Below are 25,355 nucleotides of genomic sequence, written 5' to 3'. Positions count from 1 at the left end.
AAACCCTGGGCCTCACGTTTTGCGGCTGAGGTGCCAGATCAGATAAGGGCCGCCGATCAGGGCGGCGAAAAGGCCGAGCGGCAGTTCGTAGGGCGCAGTTGCCGAGCGGGCGCCGAAATCCGCCAGCATCATCAACCCGCCGCCAATCAGCGCCGAGGCAAAAAGATGATGGCGCGTCGTCAGAAAACCCGCCCGCATCGCGAGATGCGGTGCCACAAGGCCGACAAAACTCAGCGGACCGACCAGGATGGAGGCAGCACCTGTGGCCACTGCGGCCGTGGTGATCAGCACCAGTTGGCTCACACGGACGGGAACACCGAGCGAGCGGGAGACAGCGTCGCCGAGCGGCAGAAGCGTCAGCCAGCGGGCGCCGAGCAAGGCGAGCATCAGGCAAAACGCCAGCAGCGCGCTCAGGATAATGGCGCTCAGCGGGGTTACGGCCGATGCGGTGCCGCCAAGCCAGGCGAGGATCTGCCAGGCTCGCTGATCCCCGAGCGCCATCAGGGCCGCGAGCAGAGCCGAACTGAAGGAGCCGATGGCAATGCCGGCGAGCAGCAGATGTTCGCGCGCCAGACGTTGGGGCAGCGAAAACAGAAGGACGAGCAGCAACACGACGAGAGAGCCGACGGTCGCGCCGCCCAGCAGGCTAAGGGCGGTTGCAGCCGGGAAAAACGTCAGGGATGCTGCCAATCCGATGCCGGCGCCGCCGCTCACCCCCAGCACTTCTGCGCTCGCCAGCGGGTTGCCGGTCAGGCGCTGCAGGATGGCGCCGGCCAAGGCCAGGAGCCCGCCTGCTGCCGCGCTACCCATCAGCCGCGGCCAGCGCAGAGGCAGAAGTTCGAGCACTTCGGATGGAGACAGAAGCCGCCAGCCATTTGGCAGGGCGACCACGAGCAGCGAAAGAGCGGAGATCGACAGGACGAACAGAAGCGGCAAAAGCGCAGCCCCCAGGCCGCGCCGCGCTTCCGCAAAGGAAGGGGAGGCGGCGGATGGCATGGCGCCAGAGCGCAACCGCGGCAGCAGCCACAACATCATTGGTCCGCCGATCAGTGCCGTCACCGAGCCCGTCGGAAAGGTCTCCGCCGTCTCGCGGGCGAGCGCCTGGATTGCCCCGTCACAGAGCCAGAGCAGAAGCGCACCGATCAGCGGCGAAGCGAAGAAAAGGGCAAGCGGACGGCGCACCCCGGTTGCGCGCGCAAGCGCCGGTGCGGCAAGGCCGATGAAACCGACCAGTCCGACGGCTGCCGCCACCGCTGCGGACAGGGCAACCGCAATCAGGATGACGACAAAACGGATCAGCCCCAGGGGAACGCCAAGCGAGGTGGCCGCGCCATCACCAAGGCTCATCGCGGTCAGCGGACGCAGGAAAAGGAGGGCAATCGCGCCGAACAGGATCAGTTGCACAAAGAGATTGCGCGCGGGTGACCAGTCCGCCTGGGCAAGCGACCCGCCATTCCAGGTAACGAGAGACATGAGGTACTCACCCTGCGAGAGGGTGAAAGCGGCGGACAGAGAGGCGGCAACGATACCAACCAGCATGCCGGCAATCACCATGGTGACGGGCTCGAAACGCTGCCGCCAGCCGAGCAGGAACACGATTGCGGCCGCAAGGGCCGCGCCGGCCAGCGCCACGATTGCCCTGTGACCATCCAGAAAGGCAGGGAAAAACAGCGTCGCCGTGACGATCGCAAGCTGTGCGCCGGCCGAAATGCCAAGTGTCGAAGGATCGGCGATCGGGTTGCGCAGGATCTGCTGCAACAGGAAACCGGACAGGCCGAGGGATGCTCCGGCAAGCAGCGCAACCGCTGCCCGCGGCAACAGCGCGTAAGCGAAGATGATCTCGTCCATCGACATCCGCTGCGGGTCGAAGCTCAGTTGCATCCAGGCGGCCCATGGAAGCGCGGCATTGAGCGACAGAAGAAACAGCAGGGTCGCCGCAAGGGCACAGACACTCCAGAGCGAACGGCCGACGGGACCGACATGAACTTCAGACATCGGACGGTGCCTTCTCGAGTGCCTCCGCCAGAAGCCGGGCGAAGCGCATGGCGGCGATGATGCCGCCATAGGGGTTGACGTTGGCGAGCTGAAGCACCCGGTTCTGCCGCACGGGCTCCAGCCGGTTCCAGATCATGCTGGAAGAGAGCCCGTTGCGTGCTTCCACGGGCACGTCCGAGATGATGACGATGCGGGCCTCAGGCACGGCGGCAAGCTGTTCCAGCGGCACGGGTGCGGCAAAACTGAAGCGTGAGTTCTGCTGCCAGGCATTGGCAAGTCCCAGCCGGTCGAGCACGTTGCCGAACATGCTGTCGGCCCCGAACGCTCGGAAGTGGCGGTCGTCGCCGATGTTGATCAGGTAGGTTGGACGTCGAGCGAGGGCAGTGAGCCGGTCCTTAAACTGATCGAGCTCGGCATCTGTTGCCGCCAGACGCGCCTTTGCCCGCTCCGAAACGCCAAGCCGGTCGCCGAGCGCAAGAACCGCCGCCCGCGCCTTGTCGAAGGGAGGTTCGCCACGGGTATAGAAGGGGAGCGAAAAGACCGGTGCGATCCGCTCCAGTACGGGATCATAACGGGTGTAGAAGGGCGAACTCAGAATAAGGTCGGGTTTGGCCAGCCTCAGCAGTTCGAAATTCGGCGAGCCACGCAGGCCTAGATCCATCACACCGTCCGGGATTGCCGGCTCGACGGCATTCTTGCGAAACTGGATGAGTTCGGTTGCGGCAACCGGCATGATGCCGAGCGCGACTGCGGTTTCCAGCATCGCCCAGTCGATGGCGGCGATGCGCAAACCGGCGCCCTTCGCCGCCAGGGCTGGTGCCCAACGTGCCGTCACCAGAAGGCCGGCAGCCGCTGACAGTATCTGCCGCCTCGTTTGCAATATGCCGATCTTACCAGGAATAGGTCAGTCTCCCCATGACAGTGCGTCCGTCGCCGTAATAGCAACCAAAGGTGCCGCAACTTGCGAGGTACTTTTCATCGCCGATGTTCTGCACGTTGAGCGAAGCCCGATATCCGTTTTTCTCATAGGAAAGGCCGGCATCGAACAGCGTCACCTGCGCCAGGTCGAAGGTGTTTGCCGTATTGCCATACCGCTGGCCGATGTAGCGGACACCACCGCCGATGCCCAGTCCCTGGAGCATGCTGCCCTCCTGGAACGTATAGTTCAGCCACAGGCTTGCGGCATCCTCGGGAAGGTTGTCGGGACGCTTGCCGTTGTCGGTCCCGCCCACGATTTCCGCCTCCGCGTGGGTATAGGCCGCGGAAAGATCGAGACCGTCTGCAAGACTTGCAAGTGCCTGAAGCTCCAGCCCCTTGACGCGCACCTCGCCGATCTGGCTGGTCTGCGACACGCCGTTGACGACGGTGGTCGTCAGGACGTTCTTCTGCCTGAGGTCGTAGGCGGCGACCGTAAAGAGCGCGTTCCAGCCCTCCGGGCGATATTTGATGCCAATCTCGACCTGTTCCCCGGTGGTCGGTTCCAGCAGGTTGCCGCTCGCCGGAACGGGCACTGGTTCGAAGGAGGTTGCGTAGCTGATATAGGGTGCAATGCCTGCATCGAAGAGGTAACTGAGGCCGGCGCGACCGGTCAGCTTCTGGTCATCCTTGTTCAGTGATCGGGACGCGCCCGTCGCGGGGTTGCCGGAGGTCCCGGTGGTGCTCGCCCAATCCTGCCTCAGGCCCAGCGTGGCGCGCCAGTTGTCGAAGGCCATCTCGTCCTGCGCGTAAAGCCCAAGCTGGTTGAGCGTCGAATCCACCTTTGTATAGACGGACCGCGAGGTCAGCGCGATCGGCCCGCCGTAACGCGGAGCATAGGCATCGAGCGATGTCGCGTTCCAGAACTGCGTCGTCACATCGTTGGCAAAATGCCGGTAATCGAGGCCAAACAGCAGGGTATGATCGATGCCGCCGGCAGAGACCTCGCCCTGCAGGTTGTTGTCGATGTTGAAGGTTTGCAGATGCTCGTTCTGGATCGTGACGATCCGGCGGATGGTGCGTCCGTCACTGGCGAGGCCGAGCGAACTCATGCCAAGCGCGGTGTAATCCCAGTCGAACTTGGTGTAGCGCAGGTTCTGGCGCAGCACCCAGTCGTCGTTCAGGTGATGCTCGAACTCATAACCGATATTGGTGAGCGTCCGGTCTGAACGGTCAATGCTGTTGTCGCCCACGGTGAAATGGCGTGGCAGGGTGTAGGCGCCCGCATTCAGGGTCAGCTGATAAGGAAGCCCAGAGGGCGAACTTGGATTGTCGTGCTGAACGCTGGTCAGGATCGTCAGCTTCGTGTCTTCGTCCGGCTGCCAGGTGAGCGAGGGTGCGATGAGGTAACGGTCGTCGTCCAGACCATCGGTCTGCGTGTGTGCATTGCGCGCCAATCCGGTGAGGCGGTAGGCGACATCGCTTCCCTCAGCAACGGAGCCGCCGAAATCGAAGAATGTCTGGTAATTGTCGTAGCTGCCGGCCGCGATACCCACCTCGCCGAAGGTCTCGAAGCGCGGGCGTTTGCTGATCATGTTGATGATGCCGCCCGGATTTCCCTGGCCGTACATGACCGAACTCGGCCCCAGGATGACATCAACCCTTTCCAGGCCGTAGACGTCGACTGCAGGTGCACCGGCCGTGCGCATCATGCGCAAGCCGTTCAGGAACTGCGCCTGGCGTCCGTCGAAGCCGCGGATGTTCGGTGAATCGAAGCGCGGATCCGGGCCGAAAGGCTGTCCCACCACACCGGGCGTATAGTTGAGGGCCTCGCCCAGTGTCTGGGCGTCGCGCTGGCGAATCTGGTCGTTGGTAATGACGGATATGGATTGCGGCGTCTCGAGAATGGCGCGGCCGGTTTTGGTGGCCGAGGCGCTGGTCTCGGCAACGAACCCTTTCGTCGGTCCCTTCGCATCAGCGGTGCCCTGGCCCTGGATCGTAATCCTTGGCAAAACCGTTGCCGGCTCCTGAGCTTTTGCTGTTGGGGTCATGATCATAAGGGGCGCGACCCCGGCTGCAAGCATCATGGTGTGGAAGCGAAGAAGTGACACGGTAGACGTCTCCGGTTCAGAGCGACCGTTCCCGACCGCTTATACTAGACTAATTAACTCATCAATAGTGGGATGCATTTTGGAAATCCAATAGGTTGCAGGCGCATTTTTCAGAAGTTTCAGTTATGAAATATGATGTTGGTCATCGATTGCAGTTATGGGGGAGGCGTCCAATGCGAGCGGGCAGCCTGGAGATCCGGCACTTGCGTTATTTCACCGTTCTGGTCGAAGAGCGGAACTTCGCACGCGCTGCGGCAAGGCTCGGCATCGCCCAGCCCGGCCTCAGCCAGCAGATCATGAACCTGGAGTCGATCCTTGGCGTCAGCCTGCTCGACCGAAGCCGCCGGGCGGTCAAACTCACGGTGCCTGGACAACTGCTCTACGAGGAAGCCTGCAAGATCCTCGCGCAGATGGATTCGACCGTATCGGCTCTCACCCGGGTTGGGCGGGGCGAAAGCGGACGCATCTCGATCGGCTACGTGGCGTCGGCCGCCTATGCGGGGGCTCTGATCCAGACGCTTTCGTCGTTTCGCGACGGTTATCCCGAGGTGGAACTGCAATTGTTGGAAATGGAGATGCGTCAGCAGTTGCTGGCGCTGGAGGAAGGGCGCCTTGATGTGGGCTATATCCGCCCGCCGGCGCCGTTGCCGGGCGGCATCGCCTTGCGCCCTATCCTGCGAGAGCCGTTGGTGATCGCGCTCTCCGCCAACCATCCGCAGGCCCATCATCCGCGGATCCACCTCGCCGATCTCTCGGACATGACCTTCATCACGCCGCGGCAACCGCCCGAGGTCGGTTTCCACAACAATACGATCAGCGCCTGCGAGGAAGCCGGTTTCCAGCCGCTGATCAGTGCGGTCGGTCGTGACTTCACCACGATCGTCAGCATGGTGGCCCTTGGCATCGGCGTGGCAATCGTGCCGCAGTCCCTTCGCTGCCTGCAACTGCCCGGCGTGCGTTACGTGGCTTTGTCATCGACCACAACGACATCCGATCTTGCGGTTGCCCACCGGCGCGCGGAAACCTCACCGGTGGTCAGGGCCTTTCTCGCCCATCTTCGCGCCGAAGCCGGCACGGAAAAGCCAACTCCCCGATAAACGAGGGGCTTACCCGGCAATCGCCGTCAGCCGGCCGCTGTCGGCGTTGCGAATAATCTGCATGTCCACATTGTAGATGTCGGCCAGCGTTGCCGAGGTCATGATCTCGTGCGGCGCACCATTGGCAATCAGGCGTCCCGAATGCATCGCGACGATGCGGTCGCAGAAGCGCGCCGCGATGTTGATGTCGTGCAGCACGGTGATGACCGTCATCTTGCGCTCCTCCGTCAGCCGGCGCACGAGCGAGAGCACCTCCAACTGGTGGCGAATATCGAGTGCGGAAATCGGTTCGTCCAGAAGCAGGCAATCGGCGTTCTGTGCGATCAGCATGGCAAGCCAGACCCGTTGCCGCTCGCCCCCGGACAACGTATCCACCAGCCGATCCTGAAAGGCCGCGATACCGGTCTTTTCCATCGCGTCGTCCACCTGGCTGGCATCCGCGCTGCTGAAGCGACCGAGTGCGCCGTGCCAGGGATAACGCCCGAGCGCCACGAGTTCGCGGACCGTCATTCCGGGCGTGGAGGGCGTGTTTTGCGGAAGATAGGCGAGACGTCGGGCGAAATCACGAGCCGGCCACTGGTGGAGCGGTCGCCCGGCAAACAGGATCTGCCCACCGCTCGGCATCAGGTGACGTCCAAGCATTTTCAGAAGCGTGGACTTGCCGGAGCCGTTATGACCGACCAGCGCAATCGAGGCGCCGGCGGCAAATTCGACGGTGGTAGGTTCGACCAGCAGCCGATCGCCCAGCCGGTAATTGACGGCTGTCAGCGAAAACACGGCGTCACTCTGGCGGTCATCGATCGGTCCTTGCGTGTCCTTCAGCATGTCGCAATCCGTTTTTGAGATATCCAGACCACTTAACTCAGCTTTGTCCCGATTGCCATCCTCGGAATGTTGCACCGTGTGTGCTGTCCGGATTGCAGCCTTTGCGATTGCATGACCAGCATAAACTTGATAAATGCAAACATGTTTAAGGGGTCTCCATCATGACGTTTCAGCCGCAGATGCAAAACAGCATCCAAGGATTTTCCGTCATCGGTGGCATGCGCCGCCGGGTGTGGAACGGCATTGTCGCTGATCTCTGGGATGTCGAATGTGCGGCCTATGCGGGTGGCCACTACATCGCGCGCGATCCCCGACTTTTCATTCTGCTGGATCATTCGGGCACGGGCCGGCCGCAGGTCAGGCTGTCGCAGTCCGGGCATGGGCTCGCGCAGGATAGACAGAAAAGCCCGATCTCCTACGTGCCGGCCGGGATGGATCTCTGGGTCGATATCTCCGGTGTGCGGGGCCTTCGCCACCTCGATATCCATTTCGACCCGGACCTGATCGCGGGGCGGCTGGGCGAAGAGCTTGATCCGCAGCAGGTGCGGACACCGCGTCTGCTCTTCCAGAGCGACAGGGCAATGGCGCTTGCCACCCTGCTCGCCCAGGAGATGAGCTCGGATGTGCCCCTGCATGACCTATATGGCGACGGGTTGGCGCTATCGGTGCTGATCGATCTGTTGAACGTGGTCAAATCACCACCCCGTGCACGGGGCGGGCTGGCGTCCTGGCAGCTGCGGCGCGTCCAGGATTTTATCCGTGCACATGCCAGCCGTGCCATCCGGCTTCAGGAACTGGCCGATCTTGTGGGGCTCTCGCTGTCGCAGTTCAGCCATGCCTTCAAGGCCTCCACCGGCGTTGCGCCGCACAGCTGGCAGATGATCGTCCGCATCGACAACGCCAAACAATTGCTGGAGCAGGATCAGGTCCCGCTTGCGGCGATTGCCAGCGAAACGGGTTTTGCCGACCAGGCGCATTTTACCCGCTCCTTCCGCAAGGTGGTCGGCACCACGCCGGCCCGATGGAAGAGTTCGAGGCGCTGACCTCCCGTCCTTAAGCTTGATCTTCGGTCCTCCTTTTGCAGATAGCTGCGCGGGCGCAGCAGGTTTTGCACCGATGCTGCCCAAAAAGGTTCAAAACCTGCAGATCATGACAAGCAAGGGAGGAATAGAGGAGTTATCAACTCAGCTTTCTTCGGGACTACGGCTGCGGCCGTAAATGTGGATGGGACGATAGGGATGAAAAGGTCTGGCGTCGCGCGTGGCTTGGTGATGGTTGCCACTGTGATGGGAGCGGAAGGTGCATTGGCGCAGGAGGGAACCGTCGTCCTGCCGCGCGTTGCAGTCGAAGGGGCAGCCGCCGAGGCTGATGGCCCGGTCAAGGGTTATGTGGCGAAACGTTCGACGGCGGGTTCCAAATCCGACACGGCGATCCGGGACATTCCCCAGTCGGTTTCGGTGGTCGGCCGCGAAGAACTCGACGACCGCGGCGTGGTCAACAAGGTGGATGAAGCCCTGCGTTATACGCCGGGCGTGTCGGTGGAACCCTTCGGCACGGACCCGGACACGGACTGGGTCTATATCCGCGGTTTCGACGCCTCGCAGACCGGCAGCTTCTTCGATGGTCTCAACCTCTATTCCTACGGCTTTGGCGGCTTCCAGATCGATCCCTTCGCGCTGGAAAGGGTCGACGTGCTGAAGGGGCCGGCCTCGGTGCTCTATGGGGGCGGCAATGCGGGCGGCATCGTCAATCTCGTGCGCAAACGCCCGACCGACGAACCCTATTATTACACGGAAATCGGCATCAACTCGGACGGCAACGCCTTTTCCGGCCTCGACTTCTCCGGTCCGCTCGGCGAGACGGGCGCTGCCAGCTATCGCCTGACGGCCAAGGTCGCCGGCGGCGATGGTTATTCCGATTACAGCGAGGATCTGCGTGGCTTCATCATGCCGCAGGTGACGCTGAAACCGGACGAGGCGACCGAACTCACCCTCTGGGCCTATGTCTCCGGGCTTGATCAGGTGCATACCGGCAACGGCTTTTTCCCCTATGTCGGAACGGTGGTGGATGCGCCGTTCGGCAAGCTCTCGCGCGATTCCTTCTACGGTGAACCGTCGATCGACGAGGGCTCCTACAACCAGGAAATGCTGGGTTACGAACTTCGCCATGAGTTCGACAATGGCTGGACGGTTTCTTCCAATGCCCGTTACGGGCATGTCTACCGGCACGAAATCGGTCCTTATCTCTACGGTTATGTCGGGGGCACACCGACGGCGCCCGATTATCAGTTGAACCGCATCGGTTTCGAGGCCACGTCGAAGGCCGACACCGTCACGATCGACAACCGCGCCGAAACCGAGTTCGATCTGGGCGGTACCGAACACCGGTTCATGATGGGTCTCGATTACAAATATTACCGCCTGGATCATATCCAGGCCGCAGGCGGGGCGACCTCGATCAGTGCCGTCAATCCGGTCTATGGCGTCCCGCAGGGGGCTACTGCCGTCTATCTCAACCAGGTCATCACCCAGCAGCAGGTGGGCGCCTATCTTCAGGATCAGATCCGGTTCGGCAGCGGCTGGCTCGTCACCCTCAACGGGCGCGCCGATTACGTCCACACCAATACCGACAACCAGCCGACCGCCTATAGCAGCCTCTATTCCAGCTATGATTACGACAAGACCGCGCTCAGCGGCCGCGCCGGCCTTGCCTATGAATTCGACAACGGCCTGACACCCTATGCGAGCGTCGGCACCTTCTTCAACCCGACCATCGCCCCCAGCGTCACGCCGAACAACGAGCCGGAAAAGGGCGAGCAGTATGAAGTCGGCCTGAAATACGAGCCGACCGGTTTCGATGGCAGCTTCACGGCTTCATTGTTCCATCTCAACCGCAACAATGTCGTTGTGACCGACCCCGCGACCTTCCTCGCCGAGCAGATCGGTGAGGTCCAGTCCCGTGGCATCGAACTCGAGGGCAAGGTCAACCTGAACGACAACTGGAAATTGCTCGCCGCCTACAGCTACACCGATCTCGAGGTAAAGAAGGACATCGTGGCCGCCTATGTCGGCAAGTCGCCTTACCTGGTTCCGCAGTCGCAGGCGTCGCTTTGGCTCGATTATGCTGTCACGACCGGGGTGCTGGAGGGGCTCAGCCTTGGTGCCGGTGTCCGCTACCAGGGCGAAAGCTGGGCCGACCGGCTGAACACGCTGAAGGTTCCGGATGCGACCGTCTTCGATGCGGCGATCCGCTACAAGAAGAACGGCTGGGAGGCTGCCCTGAACGTCGCCAATGTCTTCGACAAGGAATATGTGCGGGGTTGCGGAGGCGAGTTTACCTGCGGTTACGGCGAATCGCGCACCGTCACCGTAAAGATTAGCAAGACCTGGTGAAGCATCGTTGAGCGTGGTGACCGGCAATCCTTGCGAGGATTGCCGGTCACATCTTCGGACCCTGTGGAAGGGCGAGTAAACCTTAAAATATGAACTGGGCTGTCTTGTTTTAGGGACGGTTGTGTGATCTTAAGCATCCGATTTTTTGGTCAGCCGCAGGATGCTCCACACATGACACGATTTAGAAACCTGATCACCGCTTCCGGAATGCTGCTTTCCGCTGTCTTCTCGGCCCAGGCCGCCCTGGCAGCACCGACGCAATACCCGCTGACGCTGGAAAATTGCGGGGCACAGGTGACCTTCAAGGAAGCGCCGAAGCGTGCAATCGGTCTTGGCCAGAACAGCGCCGAAATCATGCTGCTCCTCGGCCTCGAGAGCAAAATGGCCGGCACCGCCTTCTGGCCGAGCAAGGTTCTGCCTCAGCTTGCTGAAGCCAATGCCAAGGTGAAGCTGCTGACGGTCGAGTTCCCGACCTTCGAGTCGATTCTCGCCGAAAACCCGGATTTCGTTGCTGCCGCCCTGCCGAGCCTGCTCGGCCCGGACAGCAAGGTTGCCAAGCGCGGTGATTTCGAGAAGGTCGGCGTTCCGACCTACCTCTCGCCCAGCACCTGCCTGAAGACCGATGGCAGCAAGGATGTTTACGGCAGCCGTGACAAGCTGTGGAACATGGACCTGCTCTACAAGGAAATCGACGAGCTTTCGCAGATCTTCGACGTGGCGGATCGTGGCCAGGCGCTGATCGCTGACTTCAAGGCGCGCGAGGCGGCACTCCGTTCGTCCGTATCGCCGAGCGGCAAGAAGCTGTCCTATGTCTTCTGGTTCTCCAGCCAGTCGCCGTCCGCCGATGCCTATCTCGGCGGCAAGAACAGTGCGTCCGGCTTCATCGCCGACACGCTGGGCGGCGTCAATGCCATCACCGCCGAAGCCGAATGGCCGACCGTTGGCTGGGAAGGCATCATTGCGGCCAACCCGGATGTCATCGTCGTTGCCAGCCTCGATCGCAACCGCTGGGAACTCGACAAGCCGGAAGCCAAGATCAAGTTCCTGACCACCGATTCCGCCACCAGCCAGATGCCGGCCGTCAAGAACAATGCGATCGTCGTTATGGACGGTCAGGCGATGAACCCCACCATCCGCACCATCTACGGCGCCGAGCAGGTTGCCGCGCAGCTGAAGGCGCGCGGTCTCCTGAAGTGACCGGAAGGGTTCGACCGATCCGGCAGTTCCTCGTTTTCGGCAGCCTTGTGGTGCTGTCGCTGGCGGCGGTGCTGCTTGTCGTGGCCATCAGCGTGGGGATCGGCGATCTGCCGATCCCCATCGCCACGACCTTTCTTGCGGTCACGAACAAGCTCGGCTGGACCACGGCCGAGCTTAATCGCATTCATGAGACGGTCATCTGGGACTACCGGATGAGCCGGGCGCTGGTGGCTGCCTTCTGCGGCGCGGGCCTTGCGCTGTCCGGTGCCATCATGCAATCGCTGCTGCGCAACCCGCTGGCCGAACCCTATGTGCTCGGCATCTCCGCCGGCGCGTCCACCGGCGCGGTGGCCATCGTCATCCTCGGGCTCGGCTCCGGTGTCGTGTCGCTTTCGGCCGGTGCCTTTGCGGGTGCCTTTGCGGCCTTCCTCTTTGTGGCGCTTCTCTCGAACGGCACCCGCGGCGGTGCCGACAGAACCATTCTGGCCGGGGTTGCCGCATCGCAGCTCTTCAACGCGGCCACCTCCTACGTGGTCACCACCGCGGGTAATGCCCAGCAGGCACGTGACGTGATGTTCTGGCTGCTCGGCAGTTTCGGTGGCGTCCGCTGGCCGGAATTCATGCTGGTGTCGGTGGTGGTGGGCTTCGGCCTGATCGCCTGTCTTGCCTATTCGCGCGTGCTCGATGCCTTCGCCTTCGGCGACGAGGCGGCCGCCGCACTTGGCGTGAATGTCGCCCGCGCGCGCATCGCGCTCTTCTGTCTGACCGCACTTCTGACGGCGACCATCGTCAGCATGGTCGGCTCCATCGGTTTTGTCGGTCTCGTGATGCCGCATGCAGCCCGCTTCCTCGTCGGCCCGCTGCACATCCGCCTGCTGCCGGCCTGCGCGATCGGCGGGGCGGCCTTTATGGTGCTCGCCGACATCGCATCGCGCATTCTCGTTCCACAACAGGTGCTGCCGATCGGGGTCGTGACGGCGCTTGTCGGTGTTCCGTTCTTCTCCGTCATTCTTTATCGTTTCCAGCGTGCCTCATGAGTATCGTTGCTGAAAACATCCGCTGGAAGATCGGCGCAAAGACCATTCTGGACGACGTCTCCTTTGCGGCGCGTCCTGGCGAAATGCTAGGTCTTCTGGGGCCGAACGGTTCCGGCAAGACCTCGCTTCTGCGGCTTCTGGCCGGTCTGAAGCAGCCGCATGGCGGCCGGGTGGTGCTGGATGAGCAGGATATCCGCGGCATTCCGCGCCGCAAGGTTGCCCAACGGCTCGCCTTCGTTGAACAACATGCCACAACCAACGCCAATCTGAAGGTCGTGGACGTGGTGAAGCTCGGGCGTTTTCCGCACCGCTCGATGTTTTCCGGCTGGACGCGGGAAGATGACGAGGCCGTCGAAGGCGCGCTGCAGCGCTCCGGCATGGCGGACAAGCGCAATGACCGCTGGATGAACCTTTCCGGCGGGGAGAAGCAGCGCGCGCATATTGCGCGGGCGCTGGCGCAGGGGCCGAAGGAACTGATCCTGGATGAACCGACCAATCATCTGGACATCCAGCACCAGATCGCACTTTTGAGTCTTGTCGCGGATCTGCCGATCACTAGCATCATTGCTCTGCATGACATCAATCATGCGGCCATGTTCTGCGACCGGCTGATCGTCCTGAAGGAAGGCCGGATCGTTGCCGAGGGCACGCCGAAGGTGGTGCTGAGCGAGGATCTGCTGCGCGAGGTCTTCTGTACGGAAGCGCGGGTCGAGACATCCGCTTACCACGGCGGCCCGCATATCCACTTCCTCCGCCACACGCCGGAAAATGCCGCGCGCTGAGCAGTAATGCCTGGAAAAAGCCCCGGCCATGCGCGCTGGCATGGCCGGGGCATTGCAAGAGGCTTCAAAGAGGTCTGTCCGGATGATCAGGCAAGATACCGCTTGAACCAGTCGATGGTCCTGTCCCAGGCGAGTTTTGCCGCCGCTTCATCGTATCGCGGTGTCGAATCGTTGTGGAAACCGTGATTGACGCCCGGATAGATATAGGCCTCGTAGGTCTTGTTGTTGGCCTTCAGCGCCGCCTCGTAAGCCGGCCAGCCTTCGTTGATGCGCGTATCCAGCTCGGCATAATGAATGAGAAGCGGAGCCTTGATGTGCGGCACGTCTTCCGCGCGCGCCTGACGGCCGTAGAACGGCACGGCGGCGCCGAGTTCGGGATAGGCAACGGCCGCGGCATTCGCCACGCCACCGCCGTAACAGAAGCCGGTAATGCCGACCTTGCCGGTCGACTGCTCGTGTTTCATCAGGAATTCGACCGCGGCGAAGAAGTCGTTCATCAGCTTCTGCGGATCGACCGAGGCCTGCAACTCACGGCCCTTCTCATCATTGCCCGGATAACCGCCAACAGACGTCAGTCCATCCGGGGCAAGCGCGATGAAACCGGCTTTGGCCACGCGCCGGGCGACATCCTCGATATAGGGGTTAAGGCCCCGGTTTTCGTGCACCACGACGACGGCAGGCACCTTGCCCTCAAGCTTTGCGGGTTTGACGAGATAACCACGAACCTCGCCGTGGCCTTTCTCCGAAGGATAGGTGATGTACTGGGGCAGGATGTCCGGATCGGTGAACTCCACCTGCTGCGCCAGCGCATAATCCGGCGACAAGGACGCCACCAGAGCCGCGGCCGTTACGCCTCCAACCGCAAACTTTGCAGCGCGGTCGAGGAACTCGCGCTTGGTGATCCTGCCATGGGCATAGAAGTCGTAGAGCTCCAGCAGCTCCTGCGGAAAATCCTTCGCTGTCAGCCGTTCCATCGCGTTTCTCCCTTTCTCGCGCTGCGTGCATATGACCACATTCTTCGGATCAACGCTCAAATCAGATCGCTGCCGCGAGGCGGGGGACATTCACGTTTGCGTCAGGTAGCGCATATCTGCGTGGTATGCAGGAGCTGGCCGGCCATGCCCATGTCAGACCGTCAGTCGGGCACGGCTCTCCAGGTCCGACATCTCGAGGTCCACCGCGCGGTTCGGTATGGTCAAGGTGAAGCGGCTCCCCTTGCCGGGACCGTCGCTCGCCGCCGTAACCGTTCCGCCATGCAGTTCGACGAGTTGCTTGACGAGCGCAAGGCCGATCCCCAAGCCGCCGTGGGCATGTTCGAGGTGGTCGTCGACCTGTTCGAATAGCCGGAAGATCGAGGCCGTCGATTCCGGGGTGAGGCCTAGTCCGTTATCACTGACCGTGACCGAGACCACGTCGGACCGTTCCTGGAGTGTGATCTCGATCTGACCGCCATCGGGGGTGTATTTTGCGGCGTTCGTCAGAAGGTTTGCGATACATTGGGTGATGCGCACCTGATCGGCACACACATCCACCGCATGCGACGGAATATTCGCCGTCAGCGAGTGATGTTTTGCCTCGATGGCCGGCTGCGCCATTTCAAGGGCGGCCAGCACGGCGGTTTTCAGGTCGAAGCCGCTTTTGCGCAACTCGATCTTGCCCTTGGTGATGCGAGAGATATCCAGAAGATCGTCGATCAGGCGGACGAGATGCGACATCTGGCCTTCCATCAGCCCGCTGATCTTCTGGGCCTGCGGGCCGTCCGGCTTGCGCAACAAAAGCTTCAGGCCGCCATGCAGTGCTGCCAGCGGGTTGCGAAGTTCATGGGCCAGAACCGCCAGGAATTCGTCCTTGCGCTTGTCCGCAAGCCGCAGTGCCTCGGCCTGTTCATGCAGGGTGTCGCGCTGCTCGGCAATCTTCTGGCGCTGCCGGTAGAGTTCGAAGAAGACTTCCGTCTTGCTGCGCAGGATGTCCGGTTCGATCGGTTTCTGGATGAAATCGACCGCGCCGGCCTCATAACCTTGGAAACGCCGTTCCGGACTGTGGCTGCCGGCGGTCACGAAGATGATCGGGATGCGCCGTGTTCTCTCGTTGCCGCGCATCAGTTCGGCCAGCTCGAAGCCGTTCAGCCCCGGCATCTGCACGTCGATGAGCGCGAGCGCCACATCGTGGTGAAGAAGCAGTTCAAGTGCCTCGTCGCCGGATTTGGCCTTCAGCAATTGGAGATCGTTGCGCCGCAGAAGTGCTTCGAGAGACAGAAGGTTCTCGGGCAGGTCGTCGACGAGCAGAAATTTGACGGGGCCACTCATGAGGCAATCCCCTGGAGGTAAGATGCTATGCTTTCGAGCGAAAGAACACGCGCCTGCGGACAGGCGGCAATCGCCGCCTCGGGCATCGTCGGCGCGTAAGCTCCCTCGGGATCCTGGACAAGCGCGGTGCCACCGGCGTCTGCCACCGCCCTCAGACCCTGTGCGCCATCGTGGTTGGCGCCGGTCAGGATGATGCCGGTCAGGGACTTCCCCCAGACCTCGGCAGCGCTTTCAAAGGCCACGTCGATCGATGGGCGGGAAAATAGAACCTGATCCTCGTCGGAAAGGGCTATCGTCTTTTCATCCTCTATCAACAGGTGATAGTCCGGCGGGGCAAAATAGATCACGCCGGGCTCGATCGGTTCCTTGTCTTCCGCTTCCACGGCGCGCAATTGGCATTTTGCGCCGAATATGGCTGCCAGAACGCTGCGTTTATCCGGTGGCACGTGCACAATGACCAATATGGGACGGGGGAAGTCAGAAGCAAGCTCTGGTAGTATCAGAGACAGCGCTTCAAGCGCGCCTGCTGATGCTCCGATAATGACAGCCCCGCCAGCTGCGTCCATCATGCTCCCGCCCTCTGATAGATCTTTTCCTCCCGGACGAAATCACGGAAGGCATTGGCATGCGCAGAAAACCGCAGCGTCTCCTTTGCGCCCAGACCCAGGAAACCGTTGCGCGGCAGGGCATCCTTGAACAGCCCGATCGCGCGATCCTGTAGGTCCCGGTCGAAATAGATCATGACATTGCGGCAGGAAACGAACTGCATCTCGCCGAACACCTGGTCGGTTACCAGGCTGTGGTCGGAAAAGACCACCTGGCGACGCAGGCTCTTGTCGAAGACGCAGCGGTTGTAACCGCTGTGATAATAGTCGGACAGCGAGGTCTTGCCGCCGGCGCGCCGATGGTTTTCCGTGAAGAGCCGTATCCGTTCAAGATCATAAATGCCGGATTCGGCCTGGGCGAGCGCCTCGGGGTTGATGTCGGTCGCGTAGAAGATCGTCCGCTCCTCCAGCCCTTCCTCGCGAAACAGGATGACGAAGGAATAAAGTTCCTCGCCGCTGCTGCAGCCGGCGATCCAGATCTTCAGCGAGGGATAGGTGCGCAGGTGCGGGATGACCTTTTCCCGGATGGCCTGGAAATAGCTCGGATCGCGGAACATCTCGCTGACCTGCACGGTCAGGTACCGCAGGAGGATCGGCAGGATGTCCGGATCATGCAGCGCACTCTCCTGCAGGGCGGAGATGGTCGGATACCCCAGCTGTTCGCGCGCCTGCCGCAGCCGCCGGCGGATGGATGCCATGGCGTAATTGCGGAAATCGTAGTGGTAACGGTGATAGAGCGCATCCAGCAGAAGCCGGATCTCGATGTCCTCGACCTTTTCGAATGTCTCGGTCATTGCGGCATCCACACACGAACGAGGGACAGGAGCTTCTCCACGTCGAGCGGTTTGGCCATGTAGTCATTGGCGCCGGCTTCGATGCAGCGCTGCTGATCGTCGGGCATGGCCTTGGCCGTCAGCGTGATCACCGGAAGCTTCTTCCAGGTCGGGTTGTTGCGGATATGCCGTGTGGCGGTCAGCCCGTCCATCACCGGCATCATGACGTCCATCAGAACGAGGTCGATCCGCGCATCCGGTTTCGACAGCGACTGCTCCAGCTTCTGAAGTGCTTCCTCGCCGTTGCGGGCGATTTCCACGATCGCGCCGCGCGGTTCGAGGATGTTCGTCAGCGCGTAGACATTGCGCACGTCATCCTCCACGACAAGTATCCGGCGACCCTCCAGCAGCGCGTCGCGATGTCTCGCCTTGCGGATCATCTTCTGCTGCTCGTCCGGCAGTTCCGAAACGACTTGGTGGAGGAAAAGGGTCACCTCGTCCAGCAGCCGTTCCGGCGATTTTGCGCCCTTTATGATGATCGATTTCGAATAACGGCGAAGCTTCTGTTCTTCTTCGGTGGAGAGGACGCGGCCCGTGTAGACGATGACCGGCGGGAAGGAATGCTGTCCGTCCTGGCTGATGGTTTCCAGCAACTGATAACCGGAGGCATCCGGCAGCGACAGGTCGAGTACCATGCAGTCGAAGGTCTGTTCCTTCAGAAGTTCCAGGCATTCCGCAGCCGTTCCGGCGCCCACGGTTTCCACGTCATGCGAACCGATGAGTTTGGCGACGGCCTCGCGTTGAACCTCGTTGTCTTCCACGATCAGGACGCGCCGCACGTTCTGCGAGATCTTGGCATCGAGCGACTTCAATACCTCGACCAGTTGTTCCCGCTGAACAGGCTTCAACGCGTAGCCGATCGCACCCAGCGACAGTGCCCGTTCGGAATAATCGTCCGCGGAGACGATGTGGATCGGGATATGGCGTGTGCGCACGTCGCGTTTCAAGCGATCAAGGACGGAGAGGCCTGACTGGTCCGGCAGGCCCACATCGAGCACGATGGCGCTCGGCATGAATTGCCGCGCCAGTTCGAGCGCGTCCTGGGCGGTGCCCGCAACCAGCGCGTGGAACTTCATCTCGCGGGCAAGATCGCGCAGGATCAGCGCGAAACTCTGATCGTCCTCGATGATCAGCAGTTTGCGCGCATTGTCCGAGACCTGTTGCCGGTCGTCCTCGATGATCTGTACCACCTCGCGACGGGCGGGAATGGCAGCGGGTGTCCGTTCAGCCGGTTTTTCCGAAGCAAGTTCGATATCCGGGGCGCGGACCTGCACCAACGCGCTGTTGAAGATCTGCGGAACGATGATCGTGAAGGTGCTGCCGGTGCCGGACACACTCTTCAGATGGATCGTGCCACCCAGCAGGCGCACGAGTTCGCGCGAAATGGAGAGGCCAAGCCCCGTGCCGCCGAACCGCCGGCTGATGGTGCTGTCGGCCTGATGGAAAGCCTCGAAGATCCGCCGCTGCTGATCCTCCGCAATGCCGATGCCCGTATCGGTCACGGAAATCGCGATCTGGTTGTCGCTGAGCGGCTGGACAGAAAGTGTCACACTGCCTTTTTCGGTGAACTTGATCGCATTGGCGATCAGGTTCTTCAAAACCTGTTCCAGGCGCTGCGGGTCGGTCTCGATGACGGGCACAACGTTTTCGGCGATGCTGACCTTGAAATCGAGCCCCTTGGTGCCGGCCAGTGGATCAAAGAGCTGGCGCAGCGTGTTGACCATGCGTTCGATCGACACGGGCTCCGGCCGGATTTCGACGTGGCCCGCTTCGATCTTCGACAGGTCGAGGATGTCGTTGATCAGGTTGAGAAGGTCGTTGCCGGAAGACTGGATCGTCTGTGCGTATTTCACCTGCTCCGGCGTCAGGTTCTCGTCGGTATTGTCGGCCAAAAGCTTGGCGAGGATCAGCGACGAGTTGAGCGGTGTGCGAAGTTCGTGCGACATGTTGGCGAGGAAGTCGGACTTGTAGCGGCTCGCCTGTTCCAGTTCCTGGGCTTTCAGGTTCATGGCGACATTCGCCTTTTCCAGGTCGTCGCGCTGGCGCTCCAACTCCTGCGCCTGTTCTTCCAGCTGCGAATTCGTCTGTTCGAGTTCCACCTGCTGCTGTTCGAGCCGGGCCTGCGATTCCTTCAACGCCCGGCCCTGTTCTTCCAGTTCTTCGTTGGAAACGCGCAGCTCCTCACCCTGAACCTGCAACTCCTCGGCCTGGCGCTGGGTTTCGTGCAGCAGCTTCTGCAATTCCGTGCGGAATTCCGCCGAACGGATGGCCGTTGCGATCGTGCCGGAAGATTGCTCCAGAAGCGCCAGCACATGGTCGCCGACCGGCTGCAGGAAACCAAGTTCGAAAACTGCCTTGATGTCGCCATCGACGATCGCCGGGGCGAGTGCCAGAAAACGCGGTTTCTGCTGGCCAAGCGTGGAGCCGAAGGTGATATAGCCATCCGGCACCTCGCCGACGGCAATCGGCCGGTGGTCTGCCGCCACATGCCCGAAAAGCCCGTCATCGCGCCGAATAGTGTCGGGCAGGGTCGTGCCGGGAGGAACGCCGAAGGTCGCCGAGAGCCGGTAACGTGCATTGTCCTCGACATAGATGGCGCCGGCAACGGCACCAACATAGTCGGCGAGGAAACGGAGGATATTCTCGCCCACCTCGCTCGTCGTCTGGTCGCCGATAACGGCATTGCCGAGCCCCACCTGCGCATTTTGCATCCACTGGTCGCGGCGTCTCTCGATGGTCGCACGGCGCATCAATGTGCCGACGATCAGGGTCAGGATGATGCCGAGCGCGCCGGACATCAGGCTCGTCGCGAAGGCAACCGTATAGGCATTGTTCATGCCGGCAACGCGAACCGCACGTTCTTCGGTTTCCTCGGCACGGATGTCGGAGATCAGTGACCGGATGGCGTCCATGTCGGCCTTGCCACGGTCGGAATTCACCCGTGTCAGGGCGGCCTCGGCGCCCTGACTGCGGTAGACATCGATCGTCTCCTGCAGCTCTGCAAATTTTGAGGCGATGTAGCTCTTCAGCTCGCTGAAACGCTGCATCTGCGAACCATTCTCGGCGATCAACTGCTCGACGGCCGAGATCCGGCTCTGCAGTTGGGCGCCGGACCGGTGGTAAGGTTCGAGATAACGCTCGTTACCGGTCAGCAGATATCCGCGCTGCCCCGTTTCCGCATCCTGCACGTCGGAGAGAAGCAGGTCGATCCCCACGATGACGCGGTGTGTCTGGATGACCCTTTCGTTGCTCTCCCTCAGCAACTGCGTGGTGTAGACGGCGACCGCTGTGCTGAGGATGAAAAACAACAGTGCCACCGCGAGGCTGATGGCGACAAAAGGCTCAAGGCCCAGAGTGCCCTTGGTATTTGCGGCAGCGCCTTTTCTATGCATGGGCTTGTCAGCACTTTCGAGAATGTCAGCCTCGTGCCGGCTCGTGGACGTGCTCTGCGTCTGGCAAAGGAGCGTGCGTACGAGCGAAACGTCAGCTGGAAAGACGAAGGGGATCGGATCGACGTCCCATAGCTAGTGTCCGAACGTGTATAGTCAACGGATGCGTCAACCGGAAATGTCAACTTTTCGCCGGATCATCAACCTCGTGTTCTCTTGCGAATTCCCCATGCAAAACGGACGGGCGTGCGAAGGGCACGCCCGTCCGGTCAGGGGTCGTGACAACCCGAAACGACGATCAACGCGCCGCCCAGTTGGCGCCGCGACGAAAGATCTCGCGCATCTGCGGGACGTCGAATTCCTTCGCCACGTGGCCGAGCGAGGAATAGAAGACGCGGCCTTTGCCGTAGCGCCGTTTCCAGACGACGGGCATCACCACCCCGTCGATCCACCAGGCATGCTCACCCGTGAACGTGGTCGTTGCGAGCACTTCGTTGGAGGGGTCGACATGCATGTAATACTGTTCGGAATGATAGGGGAAATCGCTGATCCCCTCCATCAGCGGGTCATCCGGGCGGGTGATGTTGACGGTGTAATCGATGATGTTGCCGGGATGGGCCACCCATTGGCCGCCAACGATGAACTGGTATTCGACGCATTCGCGGAATGCGTCGCCCGCTCCGCCATGATAACCGGCAAAACCGACACCGCTTTCGATGGCGGCGGCCAGGTTCTTCGCCTCCTCCTTCTCGATTTTCGACATCGTCATGATCGGTACGATCAGCGACAGGTCATGGATCGACGGATCCGCGAACGCCTCCGTGCTCCGTTCGACATAGACCTTGAACCCATCCTCCTGCAGCAGATCGCGGATGATCTCGGCACATTGTTCCGGTTCGTGGCCGCTCCAGCCACCCCAGACGATAAGAGCCTCGCGCATGGTCATTCCTCCTGATCCTTGAACTGTTATCGAGCCAGCCGGCCATCAATGAGCGAAACCGACAGGGGCGCCGGTCGTTCGGTCTTGGTCGCGATGTCGATGGTCGTGCCGCTGTCTGCGGCGCGCTGGAACGCCTCCATCACCTCCAGCACGTGCAGCGCCAGATCGCCATTGGCGCGGTGCGGGCGGTTGCTTCTGAGTGCATGCGCCATGTCGGCGACGCCGATCGAGCGGTAATTACCGTCCGTATAGGGACGGGTGGTCTCCTGGGGTTCGAAGCTGCCGCCCTTTTTCAGATAGTCGATCTGCCCGCCGAAATGGTTGGGATCCGGCACGATCAGCGTGCCCTCCGTGCCGTAGATCTCGAGCGGCACATGCTTGTGGCCGGCCACGTCGAAACTCATGCCGATCTGCACGACGGCGCCGCAATCGAAGGCCATCACGCCCGCCACATGGGTCGCCACATGCACCGGGATCTTCTCGCCGTTACGGGGCTGGCTGGTGATCAGCCGCTCCTTGCGCGGCGCAATGGAAAAACCGGCGACGCGGGAGACGGGGCCGAGCAGGTTGACGAGATCGGTGATGTAGTACGGCCCCATGTCGAGCATCGGCCCGCCGCCGATCTCGTAATAGAAGTCCGGATTGGGATGCCAGCGTTCATGGCCCGGGCACATGAAGGTGGCCGTGCCGCCGACGGGCGTGCCGAGCACACCGGCATCGATCATCTCGCGGGCCGTCTGGTGCGAGCCGCCGAGGAACGTGTCGGGAGCCGCACCGATCCGCAGGCCTTTTGCCTTGGCGGCTTCCGCGAGCTTCTGCCCTTCGGCGAAGTTGATGCCGAGCGGTTTTTCCGAATAGGTGTGCTTGCCGGCGGCAAGCGCCTGCAGGGCGACCGCCACATGCGCCTTCGGCACCGTGAGGTTTACGATGATCTCGATCGCGGGATCCTGCATCAGGTCCTCGACCGAGCGGGCCTGCAGGCCGAATTCGGCGGCGCGTTGCTCGGCCAGCGCTGCATTCAGATCCGCCACGCCGCGAATATCGAGAATGGGAAACGCGGCCATGGCCTTGAGGTAGGCAGACGAAATATTGCCGCAACCAATGATACCGATACCAACCTTGTCCATGGATCCTCCCAGAATTCCAAAAGATGTCGTATTTTTCTAGTGCTGTGGGGCAGGCGCCGGACCGGTGGTGCCCCAGGGCGATTCATAGAGTTCGCAGAGCGCGACAACCGCAGCACCCTGCGCCCACATCTCGTCGGGCGAGCCGTCGAAGACCAGTTCGGCAATCTCGCGGATCGAGGACGGAATGGCCTGGCGATAGGAATCCGCCAAAGTTTCGAGGAATACGCCACCGAGAAGCAGGGTCGAGCCGACGATGACGACACGCGGTGGGCCGAACAGCGTCACGATATTGGCCACGGCGATGCCGATCGCTTCGCCGGCGCGCGTAGCGGCCACCGTCAGTACATTGTCTTCGGCGGCGACGAGCGTCTGCGCATGCGCCATGCCACGGCCAAGCCGCACGGCTTCGGCAAAGCGCCCCTGCTGCGATTGTTCGCCGAGAATGGCCGGCTCGCCGGCCAGCGCGGTGAGCCGCACCATTTCGGAGAGGCCCGCACCCATCATCAGGTCGCCGAGATTGTGGCTGAGCCCGCCGGCCCCGCGGAACAACTGCCCCCCGTGCAGGACGCCGAGCCCGAGGGTATGTTCGAGCGAGACCAGCACCATGTCGTCGAGGTCGCGGCCCTTGCCGAACCAGTGATGCGCCAGCGTGATGGCGTGAGAATCGCTTTCGACGATGGTCGCCACACTCAGTCGCTCCGTCATCTCGCGGGCAAAGTTGACATCCGGTTCGCTGAGGATCGGGCTTGATCGAACGAGGCCGGTGCGATGCTCCACGACGCCCGGAAAGCCGATGCAGACGCTGTCGATATCTTCGAGGCTCAAGCCCGCATCCACCACGCAGCGGCGTACCCCGTCCTCGATCAGATCGCTGATCACGCCGACCGGCTGGCGGTTGACGCGGATCGGCAGCGACAGGTGCGAGATGACCTCGCCGCAGAAATTGGTGACGACGAAGACCATCTGATGCGCCGCTATCTTGGCGCCGACGACGCGCGCGGCATCCGGATTGAGTTCCAGCATGACGCGTGGCCGGCCCCTGGCTGCGGCGTTGCGAAGATCTCCCTCGTGGCGGGTCAGGATCAGGCCGTCGTCCAGCAGCGAGGCGGTGATGGCGGAAACCGTTGTGGTCGACAGTTGCGAGCGTTCGCTGATCTCGACCCGCGAGATTGGGCCGTGACGCCGGATCGTATCCAGCACCGTGAAGCGATTGATGGCGCGCATCAGTTCCGGGTCGGCAGTTTTCATGGAAGGCTGAGCGCTCGCATCGTGATGATTATATTCGTTATCCGGACAAAAATAAGCGGCAGGTTTGCGCTGCTGTCAATGCGCTTTTCCAAGAACCCCTAATTTTCTTCGCTTTGTCAGTTGACATCAGGACACGGTTCGACAGATTTTGTACGGGTCGAGGAATAAATGCGCAGCCTGGGAGGAGAAAAGGATGACGCATCATCGAGGATCGGCGCGTGCACGCGCCAGCCATGCCATACTTGTCGCAGCCGCAACGGCCATTGTCTTGGGAGGCGGTGCCGGATTTGCAGCAGCGAAGACTGTCGTGAAATGGATGCACGTCGAAACGGTGCCGGCCAATCTCAAGGTGTGGGAGGAGGTTGCCGCGGACTACGAGGCCAAACATCCGGATGTCGATGTCCAGTTGCAGTTCCTCGAAAACGAGGCCTTCAAGGCCAAGTTGCCGACCCTGCTGCAATCGGATGCCGCGCCTGACTTCTTCTATAGCTGGGGCGGCGGCGTACTGCGTCAGCAGTCCAAGACCGGCGCACTGATGGACCTGAGCGGTGCGATGAACGCCGACGGAGGTGCCTGGGCCAAGACCTACAAGCCGGCAGCTCTGAACGGCCTGACGTTCGACGGAAAAACCTATGCCGTACCCTACCGGATGGGCACGGTGGCGTTTTTCTACAACAAGCAGCTTTTCCAGAAGGCCGGTGTGAAGGCCGAGGATATCAAGACCTGGAATGACTTCCTGCAGGCGGTGAAGACGCTGAAGGCTGCCAGCATCACGCCGATTGCCGGCGGCGGCGGCGAAAAATGGCCGCTGCATTTCTACTGGAGTTATCTGGTGATGCGCAACGGCGGCCAGCCCGTCTTCGACAAGGCCAAGAACAACCAGGGTGATGGCTTCATGGATCCGGCCATCATCAAGGCCGGTGCACAATTGGCGGAACTCGGCAAACTGCAGCCGTTCCAGGCCGGTTATCTCGGAGCAACATGGCCGCAGACACTTGGCGTGTTTGGTGATGGCAAAGCCGCAATCCTGCTCGGCTTTGAGAACACCGAAGCAAACCAGGCCAAGAATTCAGGCGATGGAAAAGGCATTGGGGCGGAGAATATCGGACGTTTCCCATTCCCGGTGGTCGAAGGCGGTGTCGGCAAGGTCACCGATACCCTGGGCGGACTGAACGGTTGGGCCGTGACGAAAAATGCCTCCCCGGCTGCCGTCGATTTCCTGAAATTCCTGACGAGCCCCGAGCAGGAACGCCGGATGGCGGCCGCGGGCATGATCATTCCGGCTGCCGCAGGCGCTGAAGATGCCTTGAAGAACCCGCTGATGCGTCAGGCGGCCGATCAGCTTGCCGCGTCCACCTGGCACCAGAACTTCTTCGATCAGGATCTTGGCCCCTCTGTCGGCCGTGTCGTGAACGATGTTTCGGTGGAAATCCTCTCCGGTCAGATGTCGCCTGAGGAGGGCGCACAGATGATCCAGGATGCACGCGCGCTGGAATAACATGCCCCATGGCAGTGTGCCGTCGGCGGACACGCCGGCGGCCCTGCTATCGGTCGTC

19 protein-coding genes are annotated in these 25,355 nt (G+C 61.6%); 7 read left to right on the top strand and 12 right to left on the bottom strand.

The window, feature by feature from the left end; all coding sequences use genetic code 11:
- Nucleotides 1–12 precede the first annotated feature (12 nt).
- From fhuB to OU993_RS17060, 3 genes are read right to left on the bottom strand one after another with little or no spacing between them, the layout of a single operon-like run.
- On the bottom strand, nucleotides 13–1,995 hold the full coding sequence (gene fhuB, locus OU993_RS17070) for a Fe(3+)-hydroxamate ABC transporter permease FhuB (protein WP_268159410.1): 1,983 nt from the start codon (nucleotides 1,993–1,995) through the stop codon (nucleotides 13–15).
- Nucleotides 1,988–2,830, bottom strand: a complete 843-nt coding sequence (locus OU993_RS17065) for an ABC transporter substrate-binding protein (RefSeq protein ID WP_268159409.1) — start codon at nucleotides 2,828–2,830, stop codon at nucleotides 1,988–1,990. The genes fhuB and OU993_RS17065 overlap by 8 nt, the downstream gene beginning before the upstream one ends.
- 55 nt (nucleotides 2,831–2,885) lie before the next feature.
- Entirely contained in the window at nucleotides 2,886–4,967 is a 2,082-nt protein-coding gene (locus OU993_RS17060) for a TonB-dependent siderophore receptor (protein WP_442792993.1), read from the bottom strand.
- Between the two features lie 227 nt (nucleotides 4,968–5,194).
- Here OU993_RS17060 and OU993_RS17055 point away from each other — a divergent pair, with 227 nt between their 5' ends.
- Entirely contained in the window at nucleotides 5,195–6,118 is a 924-nt protein-coding gene (locus OU993_RS17055; RefSeq protein ID WP_326493844.1) for a LysR family transcriptional regulator, read from the top strand.
- 9 nt (nucleotides 6,119–6,127) lie between these two features.
- On the opposite strand, the gene OU993_RS17050 is transcribed toward OU993_RS17055, so the two are convergent.
- Entirely contained in the window at nucleotides 6,128–6,943 is an 816-nt protein-coding gene (locus tag OU993_RS17050; RefSeq protein WP_268159405.1) for an ABC transporter ATP-binding protein, read from the bottom strand.
- Between the two features lie 161 nt (nucleotides 6,944–7,104).
- Here OU993_RS17050 and OU993_RS17045 point away from each other — a divergent pair, with 161 nt between their 5' ends.
- The 5 genes from OU993_RS17045 (at nucleotide 7,105) to OU993_RS17025 (ending at nucleotide 13,351) form a co-directional block, all read left to right on the top strand.
- Nucleotides 7,105–7,986, top strand: a complete 882-nt coding sequence (locus OU993_RS17045) for an AraC family transcriptional regulator (protein ID WP_268159404.1) — start codon at nucleotides 7,105–7,107, stop codon at nucleotides 7,984–7,986.
- A gap of 195 nt (nucleotides 7,987–8,181) precedes the next feature.
- Entirely contained in the window at nucleotides 8,182–10,335 is a 2,154-nt protein-coding gene (locus tag OU993_RS17040) for a TonB-dependent siderophore receptor (RefSeq protein ID WP_268159403.1), read from the top strand.
- A 207-nt stretch (nucleotides 10,336–10,542) separates the two neighbouring features.
- Nucleotides 10,543–11,532, top strand: a complete 990-nt coding sequence (locus OU993_RS17035; RefSeq protein ID WP_442792992.1) for an ABC transporter substrate-binding protein — start codon at nucleotides 10,543–10,545, stop codon at nucleotides 11,530–11,532.
- Between the two features lie 47 nt (nucleotides 11,533–11,579).
- Nucleotides 11,580–12,569 (top strand): FecCD family ABC transporter permease, encoded by a 990-nt coding sequence (locus OU993_RS17030; RefSeq protein ID WP_268159710.1) that lies wholly within the window; start codon nucleotides 11,580–11,582, stop codon nucleotides 12,567–12,569.
- Nucleotides 12,566–13,351, top strand: a complete 786-nt coding sequence (locus tag OU993_RS17025) for an ABC transporter ATP-binding protein (protein ID WP_268159400.1) — start codon at nucleotides 12,566–12,568, stop codon at nucleotides 13,349–13,351. The genes OU993_RS17030 and OU993_RS17025 overlap by 4 nt, the downstream gene beginning before the upstream one ends.
- A gap of 86 nt (nucleotides 13,352–13,437) precedes the next feature.
- Here OU993_RS17025 and yghX read toward each other — a convergent pair whose 3' ends face one another.
- The 8 genes from yghX to OU993_RS16985 form a co-directional block, all read right to left on the bottom strand.
- Nucleotides 13,438–14,325, bottom strand: a complete 888-nt coding sequence (yghX, locus tag OU993_RS17020) for a YghX family hydrolase (RefSeq protein ID WP_268159398.1) — start codon at nucleotides 14,323–14,325, stop codon at nucleotides 13,438–13,440.
- Nucleotides 14,326–14,478: 153 nt separating this feature from the next.
- A complete protein-coding gene (locus OU993_RS17015; protein WP_268159396.1) occupies nucleotides 14,479–15,657 on the bottom strand; it encodes a hybrid sensor histidine kinase/response regulator in 1,179 nt (392 codons plus the stop codon).
- Entirely contained in the window at nucleotides 15,654–16,223 is a 570-nt protein-coding gene (locus OU993_RS17010; protein WP_268159395.1) for a chemotaxis protein CheB, read from the bottom strand. Before OU993_RS17010 ends, OU993_RS17015 begins: the two co-directional genes overlap by 4 nt.
- Nucleotides 16,223–17,056, bottom strand: coding sequence for a CheR family methyltransferase (locus tag OU993_RS17005; protein WP_268159394.1), 834 nt, complete (start codon nucleotides 17,054–17,056; stop codon nucleotides 16,223–16,225). Before OU993_RS17005 ends, OU993_RS17010 begins: the two co-directional genes overlap by 1 nt.
- On the bottom strand, nucleotides 17,053–20,487 hold the full coding sequence (locus OU993_RS17000; RefSeq protein ID WP_268159392.1) for a response regulator: 3,435 nt from the start codon (nucleotides 20,485–20,487) through the stop codon (nucleotides 17,053–17,055). The genes OU993_RS17005 and OU993_RS17000 overlap by 4 nt, the downstream gene beginning before the upstream one ends.
- Before the next feature lie 295 nt (nucleotides 20,488–20,782).
- Nucleotides 20,783–21,424 (bottom strand): ThuA domain-containing protein, encoded by a 642-nt coding sequence (locus OU993_RS16995; RefSeq protein WP_268159390.1) that lies wholly within the window; start codon nucleotides 21,422–21,424, stop codon nucleotides 20,783–20,785.
- A 26-nt stretch (nucleotides 21,425–21,450) separates the two neighbouring features.
- Nucleotides 21,451–22,551 carry a Gfo/Idh/MocA family protein gene (locus OU993_RS16990; RefSeq protein WP_268159388.1) on the bottom strand — a complete coding sequence of 367 codons (1,101 nt, stop codon included), beginning with the start codon at nucleotides 22,549–22,551 and terminating at the stop codon, nucleotides 21,451–21,453.
- Nucleotides 22,552–22,587: 36 nt separating this feature from the next.
- Nucleotides 22,588–23,799, bottom strand: coding sequence for an ROK family transcriptional regulator (locus OU993_RS16985; protein ID WP_268159387.1), 1,212 nt, complete (start codon nucleotides 23,797–23,799; stop codon nucleotides 22,588–22,590).
- A gap of 193 nt (nucleotides 23,800–23,992) precedes the next feature.
- On the opposite strand from OU993_RS16985, the gene OU993_RS16980 reads away from it, so the two are divergent.
- Nucleotides 23,993–25,297, top strand: a complete 1,305-nt coding sequence (locus OU993_RS16980; protein ID WP_268159385.1) for an ABC transporter substrate-binding protein — start codon at nucleotides 23,993–23,995, stop codon at nucleotides 25,295–25,297.
- The last annotated feature ends 58 nt before the right edge of the window (nucleotides 25,298–25,355 follow it).

Origin of the sequence: Rhizobium sp. SL86, from assembly GCF_026672545.1 — a bacterium.
Classification (GTDB): Bacteria; Pseudomonadota; Alphaproteobacteria; order Rhizobiales; family Rhizobiaceae; genus Neorhizobium.
The sequence above is the reverse complement of the archived record's forward strand: the minus strand, read 5'-3'. Positions and strand labels throughout refer to the sequence as shown.

Excerpts from the sequence above, each read along its gene's own strand:
- fhuB (WP_268159410.1), bottom strand. The coding sequence starts at position 1,995 with ATGTCTGAAGTTCATGTCGGTCCCGTCGGCCGTTCGCTCTGGAGTGTC.
- OU993_RS17060 (WP_442792993.1), bottom strand. The coding sequence starts at position 4,967 with ATGATCATGACCCCAACAGCAAAAGCTCAGGAGCCGGCAACGGTTTTG.
- OU993_RS17055 (WP_326493844.1), top strand. The coding sequence starts at position 5,195 with ATGCGAGCGGGCAGCCTGGAGATCCGGCACTTGCGTTATTTCACCGTT.
- OU993_RS17050 (WP_268159405.1), bottom strand. The coding sequence starts at position 6,943 with ATGCTGAAGGACACGCAAGGACCGATCGATGACCGCCAGAGTGACGCC.
- OU993_RS17045 (WP_268159404.1), top strand. The coding sequence starts at position 7,105 with ATGACGTTTCAGCCGCAGATGCAAAACAGCATCCAAGGATTTTCCGTC.
- OU993_RS17040 (WP_268159403.1), top strand. The coding sequence starts at position 8,182 with ATGAAAAGGTCTGGCGTCGCGCGTGGCTTGGTGATGGTTGCCACTGTG.
- OU993_RS17035 (WP_442792992.1), top strand. The coding sequence starts at position 10,543 with ATGCTGCTTTCCGCTGTCTTCTCGGCCCAGGCCGCCCTGGCAGCACCG.
- OU993_RS17025 (WP_268159400.1), top strand. The coding sequence starts at position 12,566 with ATGAGTATCGTTGCTGAAAACATCCGCTGGAAGATCGGCGCAAAGACC.
- yghX (WP_268159398.1), bottom strand. The coding sequence starts at position 14,325 with ATGGAACGGCTGACAGCGAAGGATTTTCCGCAGGAGCTGCTGGAGCTC.
- OU993_RS17015 (WP_268159396.1), bottom strand. The coding sequence starts at position 15,657 with ATGAGTGGCCCCGTCAAATTTCTGCTCGTCGACGACCTGCCCGAGAAC.
- OU993_RS17010 (WP_268159395.1), bottom strand. The coding sequence starts at position 16,223 with ATGGACGCAGCTGGCGGGGCTGTCATTATCGGAGCATCAGCAGGCGCG.
- OU993_RS17005 (WP_268159394.1), bottom strand. The coding sequence starts at position 17,056 with ATGACCGAGACATTCGAAAAGGTCGAGGACATCGAGATCCGGCTTCTG.
- OU993_RS17000 (WP_268159392.1), bottom strand. The coding sequence starts at position 20,487 with ATGCATAGAAAAGGCGCTGCCGCAAATACCAAGGGCACTCTGGGCCTT.
- OU993_RS16995 (WP_268159390.1), bottom strand. The coding sequence starts at position 21,424 with ATGCGCGAGGCTCTTATCGTCTGGGGTGGCTGGAGCGGCCACGAACCG.
- OU993_RS16990 (WP_268159388.1), bottom strand. The coding sequence starts at position 22,551 with ATGGACAAGGTTGGTATCGGTATCATTGGTTGCGGCAATATTTCGTCT.
- OU993_RS16985 (WP_268159387.1), bottom strand. The coding sequence starts at position 23,799 with ATGAAAACTGCCGACCCGGAACTGATGCGCGCCATCAATCGCTTCACG.
- OU993_RS16980 (WP_268159385.1), top strand. The coding sequence starts at position 23,993 with ATGACGCATCATCGAGGATCGGCGCGTGCACGCGCCAGCCATGCCATA.